Origin of the sequence: Nocardia seriolae NBRC 15557 (assembly GCF_007990715.1) — a bacterium.
In the GTDB taxonomy this organism is placed as follows: domain Bacteria; phylum Actinomycetota; class Actinomycetes; order Mycobacteriales; family Mycobacteriaceae; genus Nocardia; species Nocardia seriolae.
The window spans coordinates 1-23247 of record NZ_BJWY01000020.1; the positions used below are offsets into that span (position 1 = coordinate 1).

At 67.7% G+C, this 23247-nt stretch carries 26 protein-coding genes; 7 read left to right on the plus strand and 19 right to left on the minus strand.

Translation table 11 applies throughout. The features are described 5' to 3' along the window. Positions 1 to 75: 75 nt before the first annotated feature. A complete protein-coding gene (locus NS2_RS09200; RefSeq protein WP_033087093.1) occupies positions 76 to 807 on the minus strand; it encodes a helix-turn-helix transcriptional regulator in 732 nt (243 codons plus the stop codon). Positions 808 to 910: 103 nt separating this feature from the next. After that, the gene (locus tag NS2_RS09205; RefSeq protein ID WP_033087114.1) at positions 911 to 1426 is read right to left on the minus strand and encodes a pyridoxamine 5'-phosphate oxidase family protein; all 516 of its coding nucleotides are present in this window, start codon (positions 1424 to 1426) and stop codon (positions 911 to 913) included. A 72-nt stretch (positions 1427 to 1498) separates the two neighbouring features. Here NS2_RS09205 and NS2_RS09210 point away from each other — a divergent pair, with 72 nt between their 5' ends. Continuing rightward, positions 1499 to 2269 (plus strand): S1 family peptidase, encoded by a 771-nt coding sequence (locus NS2_RS09210; RefSeq protein ID WP_033087092.1) that lies wholly within the window; start codon positions 1499 to 1501, stop codon positions 2267 to 2269. A 4-nt stretch (positions 2270 to 2273) separates the two neighbouring features. Here the strand turns inward: NS2_RS09210 and NS2_RS09215 are convergent, their stop codons facing one another. Both NS2_RS09215 and NS2_RS09220 read right to left on the minus strand, forming a co-directional pair. Then, the gene (locus NS2_RS09215) at positions 2274 to 3773 is read right to left on the minus strand and encodes an FAD-binding oxidoreductase (RefSeq protein ID WP_033087091.1); all 1500 of its coding nucleotides are present in this window, start codon (positions 3771 to 3773) and stop codon (positions 2274 to 2276) included. Between the two features lie 104 nt (positions 3774 to 3877). Next, positions 3878 to 4474 carry a TetR family transcriptional regulator gene (locus NS2_RS09220; protein ID WP_036549251.1) on the minus strand — a complete coding sequence of 199 codons (597 nt, stop codon included), beginning with the start codon at positions 4472 to 4474 and terminating at the stop codon, positions 3878 to 3880. 67 nt (positions 4475 to 4541) lie between these two features. Between NS2_RS09220 and NS2_RS09225 the strand changes: the two genes are divergently transcribed. Further along, entirely contained in the window at positions 4542 to 5684 is a 1143-nt protein-coding gene (locus NS2_RS09225) for an acyl-CoA dehydrogenase family protein (RefSeq protein ID WP_033087090.1), read from the plus strand. A 9-nt stretch (positions 5685 to 5693) separates the two neighbouring features. Here NS2_RS09225 and NS2_RS09230 read toward each other — a convergent pair whose 3' ends face one another. The 3 genes from NS2_RS09230 to msrB form a co-directional block, all read right to left on the minus strand. Then, on the minus strand, positions 5694 to 6320 hold the full coding sequence (locus NS2_RS09230; protein WP_033087089.1) for a class I SAM-dependent methyltransferase: 627 nt from the start codon (positions 6318 to 6320) through the stop codon (positions 5694 to 5696). A gap of 92 nt (positions 6321 to 6412) precedes the next feature. Further along, positions 6413 to 6943: a peptide-methionine (S)-S-oxide reductase MsrA gene (msrA, locus tag NS2_RS09235; protein WP_071811853.1), complete on the minus strand. Its 531-nt coding sequence runs from the start codon at positions 6941 to 6943 to the stop codon at positions 6413 to 6415. After that, on the minus strand, positions 6940 to 7395 hold the full coding sequence (gene msrB / locus NS2_RS09240) for a peptide-methionine (R)-S-oxide reductase MsrB (protein ID WP_033087088.1): 456 nt from the start codon (positions 7393 to 7395) through the stop codon (positions 6940 to 6942). Before msrB ends, msrA begins: the two co-directional genes overlap by 4 nt. Before the next feature lie 158 nt (positions 7396 to 7553). Here msrB and NS2_RS09245 point away from each other — a divergent pair, with 158 nt between their 5' ends. Beyond that, positions 7554 to 8246 carry a DUF1345 domain-containing protein gene (locus tag NS2_RS09245; protein WP_033087087.1) on the plus strand — a complete coding sequence of 231 codons (693 nt, stop codon included), beginning with the start codon at positions 7554 to 7556 and terminating at the stop codon, positions 8244 to 8246. A gap of 7 nt (positions 8247 to 8253) precedes the next feature. Here the strand turns inward: NS2_RS09245 and NS2_RS09250 are convergent, their stop codons facing one another. From NS2_RS09250 to NS2_RS09290, 9 genes are all read right to left on the minus strand, one after another. Continuing rightward, positions 8254 to 8988, minus strand: coding sequence for a DUF3824 domain-containing protein (locus tag NS2_RS09250; RefSeq protein WP_033087086.1), 735 nt, complete (start codon positions 8986 to 8988; stop codon positions 8254 to 8256). A gap of 84 nt (positions 8989 to 9072) precedes the next feature. Continuing rightward, positions 9073 to 9297: a hypothetical protein gene (locus NS2_RS09255; RefSeq protein ID WP_033087085.1), complete on the minus strand. Its 225-nt coding sequence runs from the start codon at positions 9295 to 9297 to the stop codon at positions 9073 to 9075. A 10-nt stretch (positions 9298 to 9307) separates the two neighbouring features. After that, a complete protein-coding gene (locus NS2_RS09260; protein WP_230464464.1) occupies positions 9308 to 10315 on the minus strand; it encodes a ferrochelatase in 1008 nt (335 codons plus the stop codon). A 115-nt stretch (positions 10316 to 10430) separates the two neighbouring features. Next, positions 10431 to 11270, minus strand: coding sequence for an NADH-dependent enoyl-ACP reductase InhA (inhA, locus tag NS2_RS09265; RefSeq protein WP_033087083.1), 840 nt, complete (start codon positions 11268 to 11270; stop codon positions 10431 to 10433). 72 nt (positions 11271 to 11342) lie between these two features. Continuing rightward, positions 11343 to 12062, minus strand: coding sequence for a 3-oxoacyl-ACP reductase FabG1 (gene fabG1, locus NS2_RS09270; RefSeq protein WP_033087082.1), 720 nt, complete (start codon positions 12060 to 12062; stop codon positions 11343 to 11345). Positions 12063 to 12111: 49 nt separating this feature from the next. Continuing rightward, complete coding sequence (locus tag NS2_RS09275) at positions 12112 to 13122, minus strand: VWA domain-containing protein (protein ID WP_033087111.1); 1011 nt, start codon at positions 13120 to 13122, stop codon at positions 12112 to 12114. Positions 13123 to 13133: 11 nt separating this feature from the next. Then, positions 13134 to 14108, minus strand: coding sequence for a DUF58 domain-containing protein (locus NS2_RS09280; protein ID WP_096490589.1), 975 nt, complete (start codon positions 14106 to 14108; stop codon positions 13134 to 13136). Positions 14109 to 14132: 24 nt separating this feature from the next. Then, on the minus strand, positions 14133 to 15350 hold the full coding sequence (locus NS2_RS09285; protein WP_052086221.1) for an AAA family ATPase: 1218 nt from the start codon (positions 15348 to 15350) through the stop codon (positions 14133 to 14135). A gap of 258 nt (positions 15351 to 15608) precedes the next feature. Then, a complete protein-coding gene (locus NS2_RS09290; protein ID WP_071811851.1) occupies positions 15609 to 16919 on the minus strand; it encodes an RNA-guided endonuclease InsQ/TnpB family protein in 1311 nt (436 codons plus the stop codon). 24 nt (positions 16920 to 16943) lie between these two features. Between NS2_RS09290 and tnpA the strand changes: the two genes are divergently transcribed. The 3 genes from tnpA (at position 16944) to NS2_RS09305 (ending at position 19547) form a co-directional block, all read left to right on the plus strand. Beyond that, positions 16944 to 17363: an IS200/IS605 family transposase gene (gene tnpA, locus NS2_RS09295; RefSeq protein ID WP_033087081.1), complete on the plus strand. Its 420-nt coding sequence runs from the start codon at positions 16944 to 16946 to the stop codon at positions 17361 to 17363. 361 nt (positions 17364 to 17724) lie between these two features. Next, positions 17725 to 18189 carry an NUDIX hydrolase gene (locus NS2_RS09300; RefSeq protein ID WP_158660815.1) on the plus strand — a complete coding sequence of 155 codons (465 nt, stop codon included), beginning with the start codon at positions 17725 to 17727 and terminating at the stop codon, positions 18187 to 18189. Next, a complete protein-coding gene (locus tag NS2_RS09305; protein WP_033087080.1) occupies positions 18189 to 19547 on the plus strand; it encodes an FAD-binding oxidoreductase in 1359 nt (452 codons plus the stop codon). The genes NS2_RS09300 and NS2_RS09305 overlap by 1 nt, the downstream gene beginning before the upstream one ends. Here the strand turns inward: NS2_RS09305 and NS2_RS37295 are convergent, their stop codons facing one another. Continuing rightward, positions 19548 to 20366: a LysR family transcriptional regulator gene (locus NS2_RS37295; protein WP_231992899.1), complete on the minus strand. Its 819-nt coding sequence runs from the start codon at positions 20364 to 20366 to the stop codon at positions 19548 to 19550. It abuts the gene before it with no gap. Between the two features lie 133 nt (positions 20367 to 20499). Between NS2_RS37295 and NS2_RS37300 the strand changes: the two genes are divergently transcribed. Further along, a complete protein-coding gene (locus NS2_RS37300; protein WP_370737323.1) occupies positions 20500 to 21300 on the plus strand; it encodes a malate:quinone oxidoreductase in 801 nt (266 codons plus the stop codon). Positions 21301 to 21305: 5 nt separating this feature from the next. Here the strand turns inward: NS2_RS37300 and NS2_RS09320 are convergent, their stop codons facing one another. Both NS2_RS09320 and NS2_RS09325 read right to left on the minus strand, forming a co-directional pair. Beyond that, positions 21306 to 22316 carry a YncE family protein gene (locus tag NS2_RS09320; protein WP_071344207.1) on the minus strand — a complete coding sequence of 337 codons (1011 nt, stop codon included), beginning with the start codon at positions 22314 to 22316 and terminating at the stop codon, positions 21306 to 21308. Positions 22317 to 22336: 20 nt separating this feature from the next. After that, positions 22337 to 23206, minus strand: coding sequence for an alpha/beta hydrolase (locus tag NS2_RS09325; RefSeq protein WP_033087078.1), 870 nt, complete (start codon positions 23204 to 23206; stop codon positions 22337 to 22339). Positions 23207 to 23247: the final 41 nt, after the last annotated feature.

A 23247-nucleotide genomic window follows, 5' to 3' on the forward strand; every position in this document is an offset into this window, starting at 1 on the left:
TTGCCTTCGAACCCATGCACTAATTCTACCGCCGATCACACTGACATGGAAGCCGAAATGGCATGTGATACAAAGCTATTCAGACTTGGCGGCATTTCCATTTGTTAGCAATTGCCTTGGTGACATTCCAGAGAGTTCTCGGATGTCTCGAGTCAAATGGGACTGGTCGGAATAGCCGACAGTGGCTGCGGCGTCAGCCAGTGCGGTGCCCTCGCGGGCCAATGCGAGTGCTCGTTGCATGCGCAGGATGCGGCCCAGGGTTTTCGGCCCGTAACCGAATGCGGTCAGCGACATTCGGTGGAGTTGCCGAGGGCCTGTTCCCAATTCGGCGGCGGCGAAGGACACCGGTGCACCGGATTGGAGGGACGCCACGATGAAACGCAACTTCGGGTCGGGTGGGGTGGATTCGGTTGCACGCCAGCGTGCGATTGCTTCGAGACCCATGGCCGGGGTTGGCGCTGTCGCGATCAGTTCGTTCGCGCGGCGGAGTTCTGCCGTTCGCCACAGGTCGGCGAGATCGATCCTGGTGTCGCGCAGTTCGTGAGCGGGTATGCCGAGGAGACTCGGGGCGGTGCCGGGATAGAAGCGGATGCCCGTTATGCGGGTGGCGAATCCGGACGGTGGGCGGTAGGCGCGGGTGTCGGGTCCGGCGATCGAGAGGCGGCCGTTCATCCACAGCAGGTCCATGCTGCCGTCCGGCAGTACCGGGAGGTCGGTGTCCGACACGCCCTTCCGCGTCCAGAGCACTGCGTCACCGATGGCCGAAGGCCGCTCCCGATAGCCTTGCGGCGGGTGGATATCCGTCATCGAAATCCCACCTCACCTCGAAAACTGTTGAAACACCGCCTTGTTCGGCATGTCGTGCACACAGGCATGGTCCGCCTGTTTGCACTCAATGCATGTTTGCACGTTATGTCGTCGCGGGCTCCGATGAATCCGACACCTCGACCACGCGCTCGGCCTGGCCGGGCTTCCAGATCGTCACTTCCAAACGCCCGTCCACGATTTCGACCGAGGACGCGCCGGTCAGCTCGGCCGCGTAGAACGGTTCGAACTTGCGGCCGCGTAGGTCGAAACCGCTCTCGGCGAACAGATCTTCGGCGAAACGGCGCTGCACCTCGAGATCCTGCACATCGCGCACGGTTCCGAACAGTTTCACGTCGCCATCGCTGACCTGGGTGTCCACGGTCGCGGTGTGCAGGCAGAAACGCGGGTCGCGGGCCAGATCGGCGAACTTCGTGGTGCCGGGCATGCCGACCAGCCACAGCTCACCCTCGAAAAGGCGCGGTTCGAGCGGGCTGATGCGCGGAAAGCCATCCTTGCGCAGGGTGGCCAGCATGCACAGGTTGCCGGTGGCGGCATGACGGCGGGTGAAGATGGTCGAGATACGGGGTGCGGCGGTGGCGAACTCGGTCCAGGACGTCATGACCGCGACCGTACCCGCGGGGTACGACACATCCGGGCATCGAAAGCCGGCGGTCTCTGTTTGAAGGGCCCGATGTCGTTCTCCCGCCGGGTCGCGGTGCTCGCCGCGGCGCTCATCGGCTGCACTGTCCCGGCCTCCGTCCCCGCCCATGCCGTGGTCGGCGGCACCGAAACCACCACCGGCGACTATCCGTGGCTGGCCACGGTCGGCACCCCACTGTTCTTCCCCCGGGCTTCCGGGCAGTTCTGCGGCGGCGAGCTCATCGCACCCGACCAGGTGCTGACCGCCGCGCACTGCGTGCAACTGGCGCAACTGCTGCCGCAGGCGCTCACCGTCATCTTCGACCGCGGCGACCTCACCGCGCACGACGGAACCACCGTGGCGGTCACCAATGTTCGCCTGCACCCGGACTTCCGCACCGACACGGTCGACGGCGTCGACGTCTACCACCACGACCTCGCCATCCTGACCCTCGCGCACCCGCAACAGCGCCCGACCGTGCAGCTCGCCGCGCGGCCGAACCGCAGTTTCACGGTGCCCGCGGACGGCAGTGGTGTCGTGCTCGGCTGGGGCGGCACCGCCGACGGCGACTCCGCCAACACCGTCCTGCGCCGCGCCACCGTCCCGATGGTCTCCGACGCCGACTGTGCCGCCGCCTATCCGGGGACCTTCGACGCCTCCGAGATGGCGTGCGCAGGCTCCACCACGGCCGATACCGGCGAATTCGACAGTGGCGGGCCATTGCTCGTCGACGGGAAACTGGTCGGCATCACTTCGTGGGCGCGCGGGACGGCCCAGGCAGGTTATCCGGGCGTCTACGCCCGCATGCCCGCTTCCTTCTGAGTGCTCACACCTTCACCGCCGACTGGTCGAAGGTGAATACGCCGTTGGGGTCGTAATGCTTGGCGACACCGCGCAGACGCACAGCATTGTCGCCGTAGTACGCGCTCGCCCAATTCGACAGCCCGGGATCGATGTAGTTGACGAAGGCCGTGTTTCCGGTCAATTCCCCGAGCCCGTCGCGCACTTCGTTCACGGCGTTGCGCGCCTCCGACGTGGTGGCGCCCACGTAGATCTGCGCTGTCGCCAGTGCGCCGCGATAGGGAAAAGCCGTGTCCTTCGCGCCGATTCGAGCGGGCGCGCCGGACAGACTGTCCAGCAGAATATCCATGCCTTCGCGACCGGTCAGCAGGGCGGTCAATCTGCTCGGGTCCGACAGCGGCTTGGTCAATACTCGCGATGACGCCGTGAACGACTCCCCGCCGAGCACTCCTCCGCCATTCCAATTCGGGCGGCACTGCTGCACCGAGTAATTCGCGCAGCCGCCGAAATACATCATCGCCGATAGGTAATCCTTGGATAGCGAATACCTGTTGACCGGTTGGGTCTTGGTGGCTGTGACCAATTTGTCGAGGAGAGTGTTCATGGCGGACTCGGTTCCGACATAGCAGCCGTTGATTCGGCACGTCGGCGGGCTGCCCGCGGAAATGCCGAGGGTGGACCAGAATTCGTCGGGGGCCGACTTGGTGAAGGTCTGCCACGCGGCCAGCACCTCGGTCAGCGACCCGGCCGGGAAGCGGACCTGGAAGACGGCCAACTGGGGTGCGGCGACGGTGCGGAAGGTGAACGAGGTGACGATGCCGAAGTTGCCGCCACCGCCGCCGCGCAGTGCCCAGAACAGCTCGGGTTCGGAGGTCGCGGAGGCCGTGCGCAGCGTCCCGTCCGCGGTGACCACCTGGGCCGAAATCAGGTTGTCACAGGTCAATCCGTACTTTCCGGTCAGCACGCCGATGCCTCCGCCCAGGGTGAGGCCCGAGATGCCGACGGTCGGGCACGAACCGGCCGGGAGGCAGCGGCCTGCCGCGGCCAGACCCGTGTACACGTCCATGAGCCGGGTGCCCGCGCCGATCACCGCGGTGCCGTCCGGTTTCACCTCCACGCCGGTCATGCCGCCCAGATCCACCACCAGCCCGCTGTCGGGTGTCGAGTACCCGCCATAGCTGTGCCCGCCGCTGCGCGCCGCCACCGGGATCCGCGCGTTCGCGGCCGCGCTCACGCATGCCTGCACGTCGGAAGCGTTGGCGCACTGCGCGACCGCGGCGGGCTGCCTGCCGTCGAAGAGCGGGTTGTAGGCCAGTTTGGCCGTCGGGTATCCGGAATCGGACGGTAGGTTCAGCGTTCCGGCCAGGCGCTGACGCAGCGCTGCCCAATCCACCTGTCCCGCAGGCTGTTGCACCGGCAGTATCGCCGCGGGCTTGTCCGGCAGACAGCCGGTCGCCGAACCCAAGGCGGCCAGGCCGACGCCGACTCCGGCCGCGCGCAGCAGATTTCGCCGATTGATCGCCATTGCGGCGCCCCTCCCCGAGAGTGTGCCCGGCCTCCTCCAGCTTGCCGGGCACGCACGAACCATTCAACGGTCCGTTATCGCGACCTTGAATGCTCGCGTTTCACTCAGGTCAGCAGGCCGTCGGCCAGCCGCGCCCAATCGGCGAGAACCTGCCTGCGCCGCAACCGATCCCGCCCCACCATTTCGTCGAGGGTCGCGCCGCGCACCAGGTTGATGGTGAGCCAGAACGCGGATTCCAGGCGGTCGGCGGGCACCTCGAGGCGGCGTCCGCACGCATCGAGCAGCTCCACGGTCAGATCGTGTTGCACGCGAAGCATATTCCGGCGCAGCGCCCGGTCGTTGGCGATGCCGACGTACAACTCGACCGCGGCCTTGCCCAGCTTCCCCGCGAACGGCGCGGTCACCAATTCGACGAGCACCTCCCCCGCCGACGCCTCCCCCGGCAACGTCCGCTCCCGCCGCTGCAACGCCTCGCGCTGCCGCAACGTCAGGTGCTCGATGGTCTGCGCGAACAACTCCTGCCGCGTATGGAAGTGATGCAGCTGCGCGCCGCGGGTGACTCCGGCCCGCGCGGTGATGTCGGCGATCGACGCGCTCGCGTATCCGACCTCGGCCAGGCTGTCGATGGCCGCGTCCAGCAGCAGCGCCCGAGTTCGGAGGCTCTTCTCCTGGTGCTTGTTCGGGGGCAGATCGGATACCACCTGGTCACTATAGCAATATTGCGTGCACCCTTGCACGCAATTGGGTGTCGGTCGTAATGTGTCGGCCATGCCCGTGGATCGTCTGCTGCCCACCGTCGAAGCCCGCGACCTGCTCGAGCTCACCCGCGATATCGCGGACAAGGTGCTCGAGCCCAATGTCGTCGAGTACGAGAAGCAGGAGCGCTATCCGGCCGAGGCGTTCCGGGCGCTGGGAGCGGCGGGGCTGCTGAGCCTGCCGTATCCGGAAGAGTTCGGCGGCGGCGGGCAGCCCTACGAGGTGTATCTGCAGGTGCTCGAGGAGCTCGGCGCGCGATGGGCGGCGGTCGCGGTGGCGGTCAGCGTGCACAGCCTGTCGTGCCATCCGCTGTTCGCCTACGGTACCGAGGAGCAGAAGCAGCGGTGGCTGCCGGAGATGTTGTCCGGCAATCTGATCGGAGCCTACAGCCTGTCGGAGTCGCATGCCGGGTCCGATGCCGCCGCGCTGCGCTGCCGCGCGGTCGAGGCCGAGGGCGGGTACCGGATCACCGGCACCAAGGCGTGGATCACCAACGGCGGCAAGGCCGATTACTACACGCTGTTCGCCCGCACCGGCGAGGGCTCACGCGGCATCTCCTGCTTCCTGGTGCCCGCCGACACCGCGGGCCTGTCGTTCGGCAAGCCCGAGGAGAAGATGGGCCTGCGCGCGGTCCCCACCACCTCCGCCGCCTACGACGACGCCTTCCTGCCCGCCGAGCGCCTCCTCGGCGCGCCCGGGCAGGGCCTTCCGATCGCCTTCAGCGCCTTGGATTCCGGCCGCCTCGGCATCGCCGCCGTGGCCACCGGCATCGCCCAGCGCGCCCTCGACGACGCCGTGGCCTATGCCAAGGAACGCCAGGCCTTCGGCCGCGCCATCATCGACCATCAGGGCCTGGGCTTCGTCCTCGCCGACATGGCCGCCGCCGTCGACTCCGCCCGCGCCACCTACCTCGACGCCGCCCGCCGCCGCGACGCCGGCCTCCCTTACTCCCGCCAGGCCAGCGTCGCCAAGCTCGTCGCCACCGACGCCGCCATGAAGGTCACCACCGACGCCGTCCAGGTCTTCGGCGGCTACGGCTACACCCAGGACTTCCCCGTCGAGCGCTACATGCGCGAAGCCAAGATCACCCAGATCTTCGAGGGCACCAACCAGATTCAGCGGCTGGTCATCGCGCGTGGCCTCGTGAGCAGCTGACTGGCGCCGCTAGCCGCGGGAGCGCCGGGCGGCGAGGAACAGGTCGTGTTCCGGGATCGCCGACGGGTGGTCGGGAAGGAATTCCACCACCCGTTCGCGCACGACAGCCAAGCCCGCACCGCCCAGCAGACGTGGGAATTCTTCCGCCGGGTAGCTGCTGACGGTGACCGCCTTGCCCATGAATTCGATGTCGAGGCCCTCGATGTCGGCGGGCACGGTGGCGAACAGGAAGATGCCGTCCGGCTTCAGCCACCGCGCGAATTTTTCCAGTGCGGCAACGATTTCGGCGCGCGTGAGCTGCAGCAGGGGGAAGAACGCCACCACCGCGTCCCAGGTTCCGGGCGGATAGGTCAGCGTTCGCAGGTCCGCGACCTCGAATCGCGCTCCCGGCACCTGGGCGCGGGCGATCTCGATCATTCGCGGCGAGACATCACAGCCGGTCACGTCGTGCCCGGCGGCCACCAGCATTTCCGCGGTCGGCCGACCGGTCCCGCAACCGACATCGAGCACGTTCGCCGCGTCCGGCAACTCGGTGAGCAGCCATTCGACCTCCTCCCGCTGCGCGGCCAGGCCCGCGAACGCCTGCTCGTAGTCCTTGCCCAGGCCATCGAACACTTCGGCCGCCGAAAGTCCCATGGCCCCAACGGTAATCGAGCAGTGCAACCGCTGCGACCGAACCGGCGCAGCAGGGCCTCACCGGGGATCCACCCCGATGAGGCCCACTCGAGCTACGCCGTGGCCTGACGCTTGGGCAGCTTCCAGCCCGGGCGCGGGAAGTGGCAGGTGTAGCCCTCCGGGTAGCGCAGCAGGTAGTCCTGATGCTCCGGCTGGGCATCCCAGAACGCGCTCGCCGGGGTCACCTCGGTGACCACCTTGCCCGGCCACAGGCCCGACGCGTCGACGTCGGCGATGGTGTCCTCGGCGACCCGCTTCTGCTCGTCATCCAGGTAGAAGATGGCCGAGCGGTAGCTGGTCCCGACGTCGTTGCCCTGCCGGTCCTTGGTGCTCGGATCGTGGATCTGGAAGAAGAACTCCAGCAGCGCACGGTAATCCGTCTGCGCCGGGTCGTAGACGATCTCGACGGCCTCGGCATGTCCGGGGTGATTGCGGTAGGTCGGGTGGTCGTTGCGCCCGCCCGTGTAGCCCACCCGGGTCGACAGGACGCCCGGCTGCCGCCGGATCAGATCCTGCATGCCCCAGAAACACCCGCCGGCCAGAATCGCCTTCCCGCTCCGCCTCCCCGCGCTTGTGTCGGTCACGCTTCCTCCTTCGTGAACAGAGACCTGTACTGTCCGTAACCCTGTGCCTCGAGATCATCGAGGTGAATGAACCGCAGCGACGCCGAATTGATGCAGTAGCGCAGCCCGCCCGCATCGCGCGGACCGTCGGTGAACACGTGCCCCAGATGGCTGTTGCCGTGGAACGAGCGCACCTCGGTGCGGATCATGAAGTGGCTCATGTCCCGCTTCTCGGTCACGTTCGAGCTGTCGATCGGCTTGGTGAAGCTCGGCCACCCCGATCCGCTCTCGAACTTGTCCACCGAAGCGAACAACGGCTCCCCCGACACCACGTCCACGTAGATACCGGGCTCGTGGTTGTCCCAGTACTCGCCCGTGAACGCGCGCTCGGTCCCGTTCTCCTGGGTGACGTGGTACTGCTCAGGCGACAGTGCGGCCACGGCCGCCGGATTCCGGTTGTACTCCCGTGTCACTTGACCTCCTTTATCGGCCTCAGCTACAACCCACCCTGCCCGTCGGAAAGTCCGGTCTCAACCCCGCGTCATACTTCCGTCACCATTGGCCCCGGGCACCATGGCCCGCGCTGCGTCGTTCCCCGGCCGGACGCGCCGAGCCGAGCATACTCACCTGCGTGAGCGCGGCCGACAACGACACCAGCGACGATCAGGTCCCCGCCTGGGCGCGGCGCACCGCCGGGGAATCACGGTGGGCGGCCACGGCGGCGATCATCGGAATTCTGATCGTGCAGTTCTACCTGCCCCAGCAGTACATCGCCGGACCGCGCTGGCTGGTCCCCGGAATCGGCTTGCTGCTGCTGGTCATGATGGTGGCCGCCAGCCCGGTCCGGCTCGACCGCGAGGAGATCTGGCTGCGCCGGTTCAGCCTGCTGCTCATGGCGGTGCTCGGGTTCGCGCTGGTGTGGTCGGTGTACCACCTGGTCGTGGGCCTGGTGGACGGTCAGGTCAGCAATAACGCGGCGGGCCTGCTCAGTTCCGGCGGCGCGATCTGGCTGTCCAATGTGCTGGTATTCGCGCTCTGGTACTGGGAATTCGACCGCGGCGGCCCGGCCGCCCGAGCCCACGCCCGCAAGCCCTACCCGGATTTCCTCTGGGTGCAGATGCAGAACCCGGGCCTCACCGACCCCGAATGGGAACCGGAGTTCCCCGACTACCTCTATTTGTCCTTCACCAACGCAACGGCATTCAGCCCCACCGACGTCATGCCCATGTCCCGCTGGGCCAAGACGCTGATGATGGTGCAATCGGCGGTCTCGCTCATCACGGTCAGCCTGGTCATCGCCCGCGCGGTGAACGTCCTCAAGTGAGGGCCGATCACGACACCGCCGTCATTTCGCTGACCAGCCAGCGACCGTCGCTCTGCTGCTCGGCGGTGACCATCATGGGCAGGACCACCGTGGATCCGCCCGGCTTGAGGTCGTTCGACTGCTCCTGCTTGACGGCGACCACGACGGTCGCGACGAGTCCCTGCAGTGATGCCAGGCCACAATGGATCTGGGCCGCCTTGCTGGTGGCGTGATTCGCCTTCATGACGTCGCGCAACCCGTCACTGCTGTCCGCCCACTCCTTGTGGAACCCGCCGGTCGACGCGTTCAGCACGTTCCCGACGTACTGATCGATCGTCGAGGGAGTGTAGGTGGTCACCAGCGTCACGAAATCACACACGGCCTGCTGCGCCGCCGCCCGCCGGGCGTCCGCGGTGGCCCCCGCGTTCGAAACCTGTTGGCGCAGTTGGTCGGTGGTCGCGCGCTCATCGGCGAGGCTGCTGTGTTCGCCCGAGTCGAGAACGAAACCGGTCACGGTCCCGGCGATGCCGAGGATCGCGAGGACACACGCGATCACCAGTGGAACGATCGATCGTCCGGATGCGCTCGGCTGCGGCGATTGATAGGGCGCCGAGCCGGGCTGCGGGTGATACGGCGACCCCGCGGGCACCGGAGACGCACCGTTCGGAATCGGTTTCGCCTCCGGTGGAATCGGCTGGGACGCGGGCGCGACCTGCTGCGAATCAATGGGATTCGGCTGCCGGCCGGGCGTGGGTTCGGACACGAACTCTCCCCTCTATCGAACGTGTCCCGCGATGCTATCCGGTGGTTCCGACCGCCCGGATTGCACCCCGACCCTGCGAAACAGTCAGCGGTTGAACCACATGTCGGCGACGACCATGACCACCGCGACCGCGACGAAGATCGCGGCGAAAAGCAGCGATTGGCCGATGGTGCCGACGATTCCGGCGGTGAGGAACAGCGTCAGGACCGGAGCCCAGACGAACATGTCCGGGGGGCCGAAGGTGCGCTTGCGGGCCGCGGTGGCGGCGGGCTGGCGGCGTTGCTGGGTGGCGCGTCCGGGGGTAGTCACCTGGGCGAGACTACAATTCGCTCGTCGATCGCGCCATTTCGGGGCGGCGCGGCGGCAGGGCACAGCAGCCGACCGCGCACGGCGCGCCGTTGACGGTGCAGCCGAGGGGGGTCATGTCGCTCAGGCGCACCGGGGTTGCGGCATAACGGTATTCGTCGACCAGGTCGGCTACCAGCTGCGCGAACCTCGGGTCGGGACCGGGGGTGGCGGCGCGGGCGAAGGCCATACCCAGTTCGGCGGCACGATCTTTCGCCTCGTTGTCCAGGTCCCAGATGACCTCGAGGTGGTCGGAGACGAAGCCGACGGGGCACACCACGACCGACTCGACACCCCGCTCGGCGAGGGCGTCGAGGTGATCGACGATGTCGGGATCCAGCCACGGGATCTGCGGCGGGCCCGAACGCGACTGCCAGACCAGGTCGTAGTCGTCGAATCCGGTTGCGGCGGCGCACAAGCGGGCCGCCTCGGCCACCTGACGACTGTAGAGGTGCTGTTCGGTGGGCGGGCCCGAGGCCACGTCGGCCGAGACCGGGATGGAGTGGGCGGTGAAGACCAGCCGCGCGGAATCCCGTTTGTCGGCGGGCAGTTCGGCGACCGCGGCGCGAATATTGTCCGCGAACGCCCCGATGAACAGCGGATGGTCGAAATACTGGCGCAGCTTCACCAATTCGGGCGCGTCGGCGACCGCGGCCCGCGCGCGCACGATGTCCTCGTGATACTGCAGGCACCCGGAGTACCCGCCCCACGCCGAGGTCGGGAACACCAGCGCGGACCCGATGCCGTCGGCCCGCATGCGTTCGACGGTGTCCTCGACCATCGGATGCCAATTGCGGTTGCCGAAGTACACCGGCAGCTCGATTCCGCGCGCGGCGAATTCGGCCTCGACGGCCTTGATGATGTCGAGATTGAGCGCATTGATCGGCGACACCCCGCCGAAGTGCAGATAGTGCTGCGCGACCTCGGCGAGCCGCTCGGGCGGGATGCCCCGGCCGCGAGTGACGTTCTCCAGGAACGGCATCACGTCCTCGGGGCGTTCGGGACCGCCGAAGGACAGCAGTAGCAGGGCGTCCACTCGATGAGCCGCGGGCTCCGCTGCCACCGCTCTCCTCCTCAGAACTCGAAAACTACCCGGATCAGTTGGCGCCGAAGCCGTCCGCGGGGAACCAGGTGTTGTGCGAGGCGCCGCCGTCGACGTAGATGATCGAACCGGTGGTGCCCGGCAGCCAATCCGAGAGCAGCGTCACCACGGACTTGGCGACCACGGTCGGGTCGTCGACGTCCCAGCCGATCGGGGACGCGCCGTCCCAGTAGGTGTTGAGCATGTTCAGCTGCTTGGCGTCATCGGTGGCGGTGCCCGCGATGGCCTTGGCGGCCAGGGTCTTGATCGGACCCGCCGCGATCAGGTTGGAGCGAATCTTCTTGGCCTCGCCCACCTCCCGCGCCACGTACCGGTTCACCGACTCGAGCGCGGCCTTGGCCACACCCATCCAGTTGTAGTACGGCATGGCGGTGCGCGGGTCGAAGTCCATGCCCACGATGGAGCCGCCCTCGTTCATGACCGGCAGCACCGCGCGGGCCAGCGAGGCGTAGGACCACGCCGAGATCTCGAAGGCCTTGGCGGCGTCGGGACCCGGGCCGTCCAGGAACGGCATGGCCTCCGGGCCCATCAGGGTGCGCGGCGCGAACGCGATGGAGTGCAGCACGCCGTCGACGCCCTCGGGCGCCAGCTCGCGGACCTTGTCGGCCAGCTCGGCCAGGTTCTCCTCATTGGTCACGTCCAGGCCGATGGCCGGGGGGACCTCCTGCGGCAGGCGCTTGGCGATGCGGTCGATGAGCCGCAGGCGCTCCGGGATACCGGTGATGATGACCTTCGCGCCCTGCTCCTGCGCGACCGCGGCCGCGTGGAAGGCGATGGACGAGTCGGTGATGATGCCGGTGATGAGGACGGTTTTGCCGTCGAGCAATCCAGCCATGGGGTGGTCGGTTCTCCTCGTTCGATTAGGTGCTTGGGGGCTGAGGGTACGGGTCGGACCTGAGCGAGATGCTCAGTGGCCCATGCCCATACCGCCGTCGACCGGGATGATCGCGCCGGAGATGTAGGAAGCGTCGTCGGAGACGAGGAAGCTGATCGCGGCCGCGACATCCTCGACCTGGCCCATACGGCCGGCCGGGATGAAGTCGAGCACGTTCTTGCGCATCTCCTCGGTCATGTCCTCGCGGGTCATGTCGGTGTCGATGAGGCCGGGCGCGACCACGTTCGCGGTGATGTTGCGCTTGCCGACCTCGCGGGTGATGGCGCGCGCCATACCGATCAGACCGGACTTGGACGCCGCGTAGCTGACCTGCGCCGGCGAACCCATCTGACCGACCACCGAGCCGAGGAAGACGATGCGGCCGAAGCGGTTCTTGAGCATGTTCCGATTGGCGCGCTGGGCGACCCGCCACGCACCGGTCAGGTTGGCGTCGATGACCTTCGTGAACGATTCCTCGCTCATGCGCATGAACAGGACGTTGTCCACGATGCCCGCATTGGCCACGACCACCTCGACCGGACCCTGGTGCGCCTCCACCTCGGTGAACGCGCGATCGACCGACTCGCTGTCGGTCACATCGCATTTCACGCCGAAGAGACCCTCCGGCACCCCCGAGCCGCGATGGGTCACGGCGACCTTGTGTCCGTCGGCGAGCAGGCGCTGGGCGACCGCGAGACCGATGCCGCGGTTACCGCCGGTTACCAATACCGACCGGGATGTGATGTTCGACATAAGGGCAAACCTATCTGTTCGTGTTCGGGAGTCGGCGCGCGGTACCGAATTACGGCAGTCGCTGACGATAGAGCAGCGCGGCGATCAAACCCGCGGCGGTCACCAGCAAACCCACCAGCACCCACGGCCGGCTCGCGTCGGCAATGGTGCGCTCGTAGCCGATCTGCTCTTCCAGGTGGCCGTAGACGTTCTTGAGTTCCTCCAGCGTGGAAGCGGTGAAGAACTCGCCGCCGGACAGTTTCGCGATCTCGCGCAGCGAGTCGTCGTCGACGGGGACGCGCACGCGCTGGGCGCCCTTGCCCTCGGTGTCCGGGATCTCGACGGTGCCCCAGGTGGTGCCGAACGAAATCGTCGACACCGGAATGCCTTTCTCCTTCGCCAGGCGGGCGGCGGTGAAGCCGTGGCGCGGATTCTCGGTGTCCTTGTCGTCGGGCACGGTCTGCTTGCCGTCGGACATGAGCACGATCTGGGCCGGCGGCGGCTTCTCCGCGCCGCCCAGCACCGAGGCCAGGGTGTCGATGGATTGCAGCGCGGTCAGAATGCCCTCACCGGTGGCGGTGCGCTCGGCCAGGTTCATGTGGTCGATGGCCGCCTTCACCGCTTCCCGGTTGGTGGTCGGCGAGACCTGCACCGCCGCGGTGCCCGCGAAGGTGACCAGACCCAGGTTGATACCGGGCGTCAGATTGTCCGCGAACTCCTTGGCGGCCTTCTGCGCCACCTCGATTCGGCTGGGCGGCACGTCGGTGGCCTTCATCGACAGCGACACGTCGATCACCAGGATCACCGTGGCCCGGTTGCGGGGCACCTTCTTGGCCGCGGTCGGGCCCGCGGCGGCGAAGGTCAGGAAGATCAGGCCCACCAGCGTGATCGCCACCGGCACATGCCGCCAGGCGCGGGGCCGGCGCGGGGCCACCTTCTCCAGCAGCTCCATATTGGAGAAGCGCAGCACATGCCTGCGCCGCCGCTGCTGCATGAGGATGTAGATCAGCGCCGCCAGGGCTATCACGGCCAGGAAGGCCAGCCACGCTTCGTGCGTGAAATTCGAAAGGCTGAAGGTCAAATCGCCAATTGTCACTGCCGCGGCACCCGTCCGGCATTCGGGGCACCGAAGGTGTGGCGCCGGGTGGACACGAATCGGACCACGTCCGCGATCCAGTCCCGATCGGTGCGCAGGGTCATCACCGGCGCACCGCAGCTGCGCAACGCACCCTCGACCTGATCGCGATGGTGCTGCGCCGCACGCGCGAAATCGGCGCGGAGCGTGGGGGTCACACTGAACTCACGGGTCCGGCCCGTCTCGGGATCGTGCAGGACCACATCGCCGACATCGGGCAGTTCCAGATCGCGCGGATCCAGGATCTCGATGCCGAGCAGATCGTGGCGGCCGGAGATGGCGCGCAGCGAACGCTGCCAGTCGATATCGCCGAGGAAGTCGGAAATGACCACGGCCAGACCGCGTTTGCGCTGCGGGCGGCGCAGGGCCTCGATGGCCTCGCGCAGATCTCCGCGCACCCCGTCGGGCGCGTGCGGGGTGGTCGCGATCTTGCGCAGCATGGACTGCTCGTGCACGCGGCCGCTGCGGGCCGGAATGCGGATGAGCTGCTGGCCATTGGCCACCACCGCGCCGATCCGGTTGCCGCCGCCGCTGGTCAGATGCGTGACCGCGGCCGCCGCGGCGACCACCAGATCCCGCTTCTCGCACAGCGCGGTTCCGAAGTCCAGGCTCGCCGACAGGTCGATGACCAGCCAGGTCTCGAGTTCCCGATAGGCGATCATCTGCCGGACATGCGGGTGGGTGGTGCGGGCGGTGACCGACCAATCCATCTGGCGCACATCGTCGCCCGGCTGGTACATGCGGGCGTCGCCGGGTTCGGAGCCGGGGCCGGGGATCAGGCCCAGGTGGTCACCGTGCAGCACGCCGTCCAGGCGTCGGCGCACGGTGAGTTCGAGCGTCTTCAACGCCGCCGACAACCGCGGGTCGGTCAGCTGCCCCTGCCGGAACGAGGGCGGGGACTGCGTGGAGCCGCTGGGGGGTGAGATGGTCACGGGCGCAATCGATTCCGTGGCCGCCTACTTGGTCTGGGGCTGACCGGGGACGCCGGGCAGCTGGCCGTTGGGCGGCTGCGGGACACCGGGCTGCGGAACTCCGCCCACCGGGGCCATATTCGGCTGGCCGCCGTGCGGGCCCATCACCGGCGGCTGGGCCGGGGCGGGGATCGGCGCGGCGGCACCGGCGGGCGCGTTGGCCTGGGCGGCGACCTGCGGCAGGCCCACGGTCTGGAGCACGCGCTTGATCACGTCGTCGGGGCTGACCTCGTCGGCCAGGGCGTCGTAGGACAGCACCAGGCGGTGGCGCAGCACATCCGGGATCACCTCGACCACGTCCTGCGGGACCACGTAGTCGCGACCGCGGATCAGCGCGACCGCGCGGGCGGCGGCGATGATGCCGAGCGAGGCACGCGGGGAGGCACCGTAGGAGATCCAGCCGGCCACGTCCCGCATGCCGAAGTCGGCGGGCTTGCGGGTCGCGGCGATCACCCGGACCACGTAGTCGACCAGGGCGTGGTGCACGAAGGTATTGGCGGCCACGTTCTGCAGGCGGACCAGTTCCTCCGGGTCCAGGATGCGCTTGGCCTCCGGCGGGGTGACACCCATCCGGTAGATGATCTCGCGCTCCTCCTCGACCGAGGGGTAGTCCACCATGACCTTGAACAGGAAGCGGTCACGCTGCGCCTCGGGCAGCGGGTACACGCCCTCGGACTCGATCGGGTTCTGGGTCGCCATGACCAGGAACGGATTCGGCATCGGGTAGGTCTTGCCGCCGATGGACACGTGCCGCTCGGCCATCACCTCGAGCAGCGCGGACTGCACCTTGGCGGGCGCGCGGTTGATCTCGTCGGCGAGCACGAAGTTCGCGACCACCGGGCCCAGCTCGGTGTCGAACTCCTCGCGGCCCTGGCGGTAGATGCGGGTACCGACGAGGTCGGTGGGCACCAGGTCCGGGGTGAACTGGACGCGGGAGAAGCTGCCGCCCACCACCTTCGCGAAGGTCTCGACGGCCAGGGTCTTGGCGATGCCCGGCACACCTTCCAGCAGTACATGCCCCTTGGCGAGAACCCCGACCAACAGCCGCTCGACCAGACGATCCTGACCGACGATCACCCGTTTGACTTCGTAGATCGCCTTCTCAAGGGTCTGGACATCGCGCTCGAGGGTGTTCGAAGGCGAGGCCGGCGCATCCTTCACCGTACTTACCCCGCTCACACCGTCAGTCGAAGTCACCAACATCCCCGCTTTCGCCTCGGTCTCTGTGCGTTCGGTCCCAACTATATGCGCCGAGCCCGGTACCGATACTTCCATACACTCGAAGGTGGCGGCCCCGCGCGAACACGCTCGCCTCGACACCGATCCGGCCGCGAAATAGATGAAACCCTGATTTCAGGACCGAGATTCGCACGCGGGTCGCCACCGCATTCGGAAAAAGGTCTTGCGCGAGATACCTGGATTGACGTCCCCTCCGGCCATGAAGGTGGAGATTCTTCCCGGTCATGCTGCGGTTCCTCGGGAGGAAGGTTCACGCATCCGGCTGGCCCGGCGGCCGCCTCGCCCTTTCGGACTGCGCGTGCTCTGTGAACCAGCACCGCCGCCGGTACTGGTTCCCGCCCGTCCGGCGGTGCGAATCGCTCGATCGCGGATGATGACGGACGCGTTCTTGTCGGCGTGTTCGGTATGCCCGCATTGCGTGCACGCGAACAATCGCCCGCAACCCCGCCGCGAGTCGGGGTCGCGGGCACCGCAGCGGGAGCAGGTCTGACTGCTACCCGGCGCGGGTACCGCGACGAGCTGTCCACCGTGGCGTCTCGTTTTGTATTCGAGCTGTCGGCGGATCTCAAACCACCCCTGATCGGCGATGGATCGGTTGAGACCGGCCTTTTGGCGTACCTTCGAGCCTGGTTGCGTGGCAGTGCCTTTCGCCGACCGGACCATGCTGGAAACCTTCAAGTCTTCGATACCGATCAGGCCGTGGCTTTGGGCCAGGTCGGTCGTGAGCTTGTGGTTCCAGTCCAGTCGACGTCGGGCTTGCCGCGCCTTCAATGCGGCGATTGCCGCGTTCGTGCGGCGGAGTCTGTTCGAATACTTCCCCCCGGCATGTCTTTTCGCGTAGGTGAGCTGGCGGGCCCGACGCCGCTCCAGCCCGCGCAGCCGACGTTGCTCGCCGACGGTGGCGGTGGCGGGTCGCTGTCGTGCGGTGTCGTCGGCGGAGCAGAACACCGAGCATGCGATCCCGACATCGATACCGATCGGCGGTCCGGTGTTGACCGGCGGGGCGACCGGTGCCGGTTGGTGGACTCCGAAGGAGATGTGCCAGCCGAACCCGTCCCGGCTGATGGTGGCATTACGCACGATGCCGTCGATCGGACGGGACAGCCGAAATCGTACCCACCCGATCTTCGGCAGCTTCACTTGCGCGCTGCGCCGCGACACCTTCCGAACCTCGATGGCTTGGCCGGGGAAGCAGATACTCTGCCGGTCCCGCTTCTTCTTGAACTGCGGTAACCCGGCGGGATGGTCACGGTTCCAGAAATTGTCGTAGGCGGTGTCCAGCCGACGCAGAACTTGTTGCGCGCACTGCGCGGGAAGATCAGCCAGCCAATCGTATTCGCGCCGCGCCTGGGTCAACTCCGGACACTGATCCACAGCCCGCAAGGTGACGCGCTGCGCAGAATGGTAGGCCCAGACGCGTTGCGCGAGGGCGGTGTTCGACACAGCCCGGCAAGTGTCAGACCACCCGGTCAATCGGTCCGCCTGATCCTGAGTCGGGTACAGGCGGAACTTGTGTGCCGTGTTCGCCTTCACCCAGCACACTCTACACTTGGTTTCATGGGCATCGATACCAGCTTTCGCACAGGTAGGCACGTGGTTTACATAATGCATGTCCATTTGGTTTTCACCACTAAATATCAGGGCCCGGTGTTCGCCGCACCGCATCTGACGCGGATGGAAGAAATCATGCGAGGGGTCAGCAAGGACTTCGAAGCCGAGCTGGTCGAATTCAGCGGAGCCGCCAACCACGTGCACCTGCTGGTGACCTACCCGCCGAAAGTCGCGGTCTCCAAGCTGGTCAACTCTCTCAAGGGCGTATCCAGCCGACTGATACGCAAGGAGTTCGAAGACCTGCGATTCGCGTACTGGAACGATACGCGCCTATGGTCTGGCTCGTATTTCGCAGGCTCAGTCGGTGGAGCACCGATTTCGCTTGCGCACCAGTACATCCGCCAAGAGACCCAACCCGGCACCTGAAAGCCAGCCCGTGCCGACGGCCGATCTTCGATCACGGCATACGTCGCGATCCGGTCGGGCGGGTCCGCGTCGTCACGGCGGCGCTGGGCGCGGCGGGCGTACTTCTGCTCTGCCAACCGCGCACCGGCCTCACCCCGGCCGCCGCCACCGTCCTCACCGCCTTCACCCTGCGTGCCGCGGCCCTGCGATGGTCGTGGTCGAGCCCCCTGGCGGGATCGACCCCCAGAAAGTTTCCGGGCTGTGGATCGGTTGGCTGAAGATGCGCCTATTCTTGCGAATGTCTCTGCCGCCAAGGGTTTCTGCGCCGGTAGCGTTGTCGGTATCGGTCGACGGTGTCCGGTAATACGGGATGTGGTGTGAAGTGTGGGATTTCGAGGTTTCGCCCAGGCAATCGATCGGCGAGGCGGTGTTGGAAGAACTCCGGGATCGGGCAGCCGCTGACGGGGTGGCGCTACGGGTCGGAGTGGTGATCGAGAGCAATGACTCGGTACTGATGCTCGAGCACGAGGAGCATGTCGAAGGGCGCAGCCCGCTGCATCTGCCCGGCACGGTCGTCCGGCCGGGCGAGTCGCTGGCCAGTGCGGTGGTGCGGGCCGTGCGCGAGGAGACCGGGCTCGCGGTGGTCGACATCGTGCGCCACCTCGGCAGCTTCGAGTACCTGTCGGCGGCCGGAAAGCCGGTTCGCAGAGAGCATTTCGCCGCCGAGGTGGCGAGCGCCGGGCCGGTGCGGCTCACCAACTACGCCGACTACAGGTGGGTTCCGCTGCGTGGCGAGCTGCCCGTCACCCCGTCGATCCGCCGTATCCTCGGGGTCTATCAGGAGTAATGCCAGTCGCGACCGCGGAGGACCGCATGCTCGAGATCGATACTCGCCCGGTGGTCCTCGATCAGTACACGGTTGACGAGACCGGTCGGTCTGGGCAGCGGCCACGCGGTTTGGTGTACCCGACCGGTGTCGATGACGTGGTGGCCGTGGTCGAGTGGGCGCGCGAGCACGCGACCCCGCTCATCGCGCGCGGGGCCGGCACCAGCCTCGAGGGGCATCTGCTGGCGCGCGGCGACGAGCTGATCGTCGACCTGTCGCAGTCGAACAAGATTCTCGACGTCGCGGCCGAGGACTTCACCGCCACGGTGCAGCCGGGGGTCACGCGGACCCAGCTCAATACGGCCGCCGCCGAATACGGGCTGCAGTTCACCGTCGATCCCGGCGCGGACGCGTCGCTGGGCGGCATGGCCGCCACCAATGCCAGCGGCACCACCACGGTGCGTTACGGCGGCATGCGCGCCAATGTGCTGGTGCTACAGGCCGTCTTCGCAGACGGCACGGTGACCCGGCTCGGGCGCGCGGTGCGCAAATCCTCGAGCGGGTACGACCTCAAGGATCTGCTCATCGGGTCGGCGGGCACGCTGGGCCTGATAACCGAGCTGACGGTGCGGCTGCATCCGATTCCGGAATGGATTCACTCCCTGCGCATTTCGTTCCCGACGGTGCCCGACGCGGTGGACACCGCGGTCGAGATGCTGGGGCTGGCGCTGCCGGTGAGCCGCCTGGAACTGGTGGACGCGCCCAGCATGGCGGCCATCAACGCCTTCCGCGGCACCTGCTATGCCGAGGCACCCGCGCTGTTCGTGGACATCGAATCCAGCTCGGCGGCCGCTGTCACCGCCAACGAGGGCGAGATCCAGCGGATCGCGCACGCGCACAACGCGATCGAAGTGGCTACGGCCCGCACCCACGGCGACCGGTATGCCCTGTGGGAGGACCGCCACAACCTCTACTTCGCCGTCAAGGCGAGCAATCCCGGCCGCCGGTTCCTGATCACCGACACCGCGGTCCCCTACTCGCGTATCGCCGGAGCCGTCGACACCGCCACCCGGCTGGGCCACGAACTGGGCCTGAACATCACCGTGGCCGGGCACATCGGAGACGGCAATGTGCACACCATCGTCCCCTACAACGAGGACGAATACCCCGGCGCACAGGTCTTCTCCGACCTCGTGGTGCGCCACGCCCTCGAGGTCGGCGGCACCGCCACCGGCGAGCACGGCATCGGCCTGACCAAAAAGAAGTACCTGCGCGAGGAACACGGCTCCGGCGTCGACCTCATGGTCGCCGTCAAACGCGCCCTCGATCCGCTCGGCCTGTTCAACCCCGGCAAGGTCCTCGACGTCGAGCCCGACTGACTATTCCACCTCGGCCCGGCGAGCCTGGTCGAGATACGACATGGCGTGGGCGGCAACGTGATCGCGCAGGCGTTGCACGGCCGGGGTGGGGCGGTGGTTGCCCGAGATCAGGCCGATGCTGCGGTCGTGGTCGCCGGTCAGGGGGACTCGGGTCAGGCCGGGGTGCGGGAGTTCGGGGGCGGGCAGGACGGCGATGCCCAGGTTCTGGGCGACGAGGGCACGCAGGGTTTCGAATTCGGTGATCTCGAAACCGACCTGCGGGGTGAAACCGGCGGTGGCGCACCAGGAATCGAGCAGCCTGCGCAGGTGGTAGGAGGGCGGGTTGGCGATGAACGGTTCGTCGGCCAGTTCGGCGAGGTCCACGTGGGCGCGGGTGGCGAGGGGGTGGCCGTTCGCGACGTAGAGGTGGATCCGCTGGAAGCCCAGGATGATCGTGGGCAGGTCGTCGGGGGCGGGGATGGTGACGGCCAGGTCGAGGCGGCCGTCGCGGACCATGTCGACCAGGGCGGTGCCGTGCGCCTGCACCAGGTGCAGGCGGATGCGCGGTGCGCCGGTGTGGAAGTCGGCCAGCAGGGACGGGATGCTGACCGGGCCGAGGGTGAAGGGGAAGCCGAAGCGGACCAGGCCGGTATCGGGATCGGCATCGCTGCGCACGACATCCACCGCGTCACCGAGTGCCTGCACCAATCCTCTGGTGCGGTCGTGCAGTTCCTGCCCGGCGGCGGTGAGCGCCACGCGGCGACCGACCGGTTGGAACAACTTCACCCCGACCGCCTGCTCGACCGCCTTCAACCTGCGGCTCAGCGACGACTGCGGCACGCCGAGACGCTGCAACCGGATTGGTCGATCACCCTGCTCGAGCGCCTGGACCGGGTCGCGGCCGAGAGCTCGGATCCGTGGAACAACGCCGGCACCGGGCACTCGGGGTGCCGAACTGCGCACCGGCCACGAGGTGACCGGTCTGCGCCGTGGCGACGACGGCATCTGGACGGTCACCGGCCGCGACCGGAACACCAAGCGGCGCTTCACTCTTCGTGCCAGATTCGTCTTCGTCGGCGCGGGTGGATACGCTCTGAAACTGCTCCAGAAGGCCCGCATCCACGAGGTCCGCGGCTACGGCGTCTTCCCCGTCGGCGCGCAATTCCTGCGCACCGACAACCCCGAGGTCGTGGCCCGCCACCAGGCCAAGGTCTACAGCCAGGCACCCGTCGGCGCGCCCCCGATGTCCGTGCCGCACTTGGACAAGCGCCTCGTCGAGGGCGAATCCTCGCTGCTGTTCGGCCCCTACGCCACCTTCAGCACGCGGCTGCTCAAACACGGCAGGCTCACCGATCTGTTCACCACGCTCCGGCTCACCAATATCGTGGCGCTGCTGGCCGCCGGACTCACGAACCTCCCCCTGGTGGCCTACCTGATCGGCCAGCTCCTCTCCTCCCGCCGCCGCAAATTCGCGCAGCTGCAACACTTCTTCCCCGAGGCCGACCCCGCCGATTGGTACCTGGTCCAAGCGGGCCAGCGCGCTCAACTGGTCAAACCCGACCTGAACCGTCTCGGCGTCCTCACCATGGGCACCGAACTCGTCACCGGCGCCGAGGGCACCATCGCGGGACTCCTGGGTGCGTCGCCGGGAGCCTCGACCGCCCCGGCGATCATGACCGATCTCCTGAACCGCTGCTTCCCCCAACACCGTTCGACCTGGGAGGCCACCTTGCGGCAGCTCATGCCCGATGTCCCGGTCTCGATCGGAAAATAGCCGTGCTAGCCGGTCGGCTCGAACTCCCACAGCACCGGGCCGCCACCGCTGCCGCCCGCCGGGACCGGAAAGTAGGTGTGATGGGTTGCCGGATCGACCGCGACCACGTGCGCGCCGTCGGCCAGGCGTTCGGATCCGGCGGCCGCGGTGTGGCCGTCCTTGCGGTCGAAGGTGCTGACCCAGCCGCTCTCGGCGGCGACGTAGACGCGGTGTGTGCCAGCGTCGTAGGCGAGGACGTCGGGCGTTTTGCCGACGCTGCTGCGGTCGGTGATCGAGCGGCTCGCGAGGTCCACGGTGAGCAGGACCGCGTTGTCCTCGCAGCCGACGAACATCACCGACGCGGCCGGGTCTAGGACCTGGCCGTGCGGACCGGCGCAACCGGGTGTCTGCATGCGCGATTCGACCGTCAGCGAATCGGGTGCGATGACGGCGAGTTCATCCTTGCCCTGGACCGCCACGATCATCCGGTCGGCGGCGGGCTCGTAGACGACATTGCCGACTTCGCCGCCCAAAGACACGGTGCCCCTGAGAGTTCCGGATACGGCGTCGACGACGGTCTCGGTTCCCGCCCGCTCGTTGGTCGTCCACACCGCTTTTCGCAGCGGGTCGTAGGCCAGGCCGTCGGGGTAGTTGCCGGTCGCGGTGCTGAATTGCACCGCGCCGGTGTCCTCGTCCAGAGCCACGACCTGATCACGGCCGGTCACCGTGGCGTACACGCGATGCTGCTCGGGGACCACCAATACCCCGTGCACATCGGGCGTATCGGTGATGGTTCGCACCACCGTGTGCGCCCGGACATCGACCTCGACGATCTCATCGGCACCCATGTGCGCGAGGAACAGCAGACCTCGTGCGGAATCCAGGCTCGCGTAATCGAATCGGGACGAGCCGCCGGTGAGCGCGACCTCGGCGACCCGGTGCAGCGGCAGCGCCCCGCCGGTCGTGGTCGGTGCGGCGGAGCATCCGGCCGCCAGCGCGATTCCGGCCAGCACCGCCACGACCCGTCCCGACCACATTCGGCTCACCTCACGGGAATTCAGCAGACGTCGCGGAACAGCGCGGCGGCCGCGTCGGCGGCGGGCTCGATCAGCCGGGGATCGTCGTAGCAGTCGATCTGACCGACCGAATCCAGCCACAACTCCGATTTCGGGGATGTCACCGCAGCATAGAACTTCCGGGCCCACGGCGGCACCAGAGCGTTCTCCGAATGCACCAGCAGGAACGGGACGGCGAGCCGGGTCGCCGCCTCCTGGGCGTCGAAACCAGCCGTGTGCTCGAAGGATTCGACCGCGAAGGCATTGGTGTAGTTGGGGACCGCGCCGCGCGGGGTGCCGTAGTACTCGTAGGCCTCGAGCAGCGGCATCGCCACGTCGCCGAGGTCGGCCGACACCGCGGGGATGTGTTCCGCCTCGCCGGTGGCCAGCCGGCGTTCCCGGGCCAGACGGCCGCGCTCCACCACCGCCGGATCCGCCGGATTGGCCGCCGCGTCCGGGTAGACGCCCGCCACCCCGGTGAAGGCGCGGATCCGCGGATCGTCGGCGACGGCCCGCGCCATGTAGCCACCACCCGCGCACACGCCCACCGCCACAACGGTCTTCCCGGTGAATCGCTCGTCGGCCAGCAGTGCGGTCACCGCCGCACTGATATCCGCGGCCTTGCCCAGCGGATCCTCCAATTGCCGCGGCGCGCCTTCGCTCTCGCCGAAGGTGCGATGGTCGAAGGCCAGCGCCGCGAACCCGCGCCGCGCCAGCGCCTCGGCATACACGCCCGCCGCCTGCTCCTTGACCGAGGTCAGCGGCCCGGTCGTGACGACGACGCCGGTCGGCTCCCCCTCCGGCAGATACAGGTTTCCTACCAGCCGATCCCCCTCGCGGGTGAAGGTGAACGGCACCGCATTGATTGTCATCTGGTTCTCTCGTCCTCGAAGTCGTCGGATTACGGTAGAGC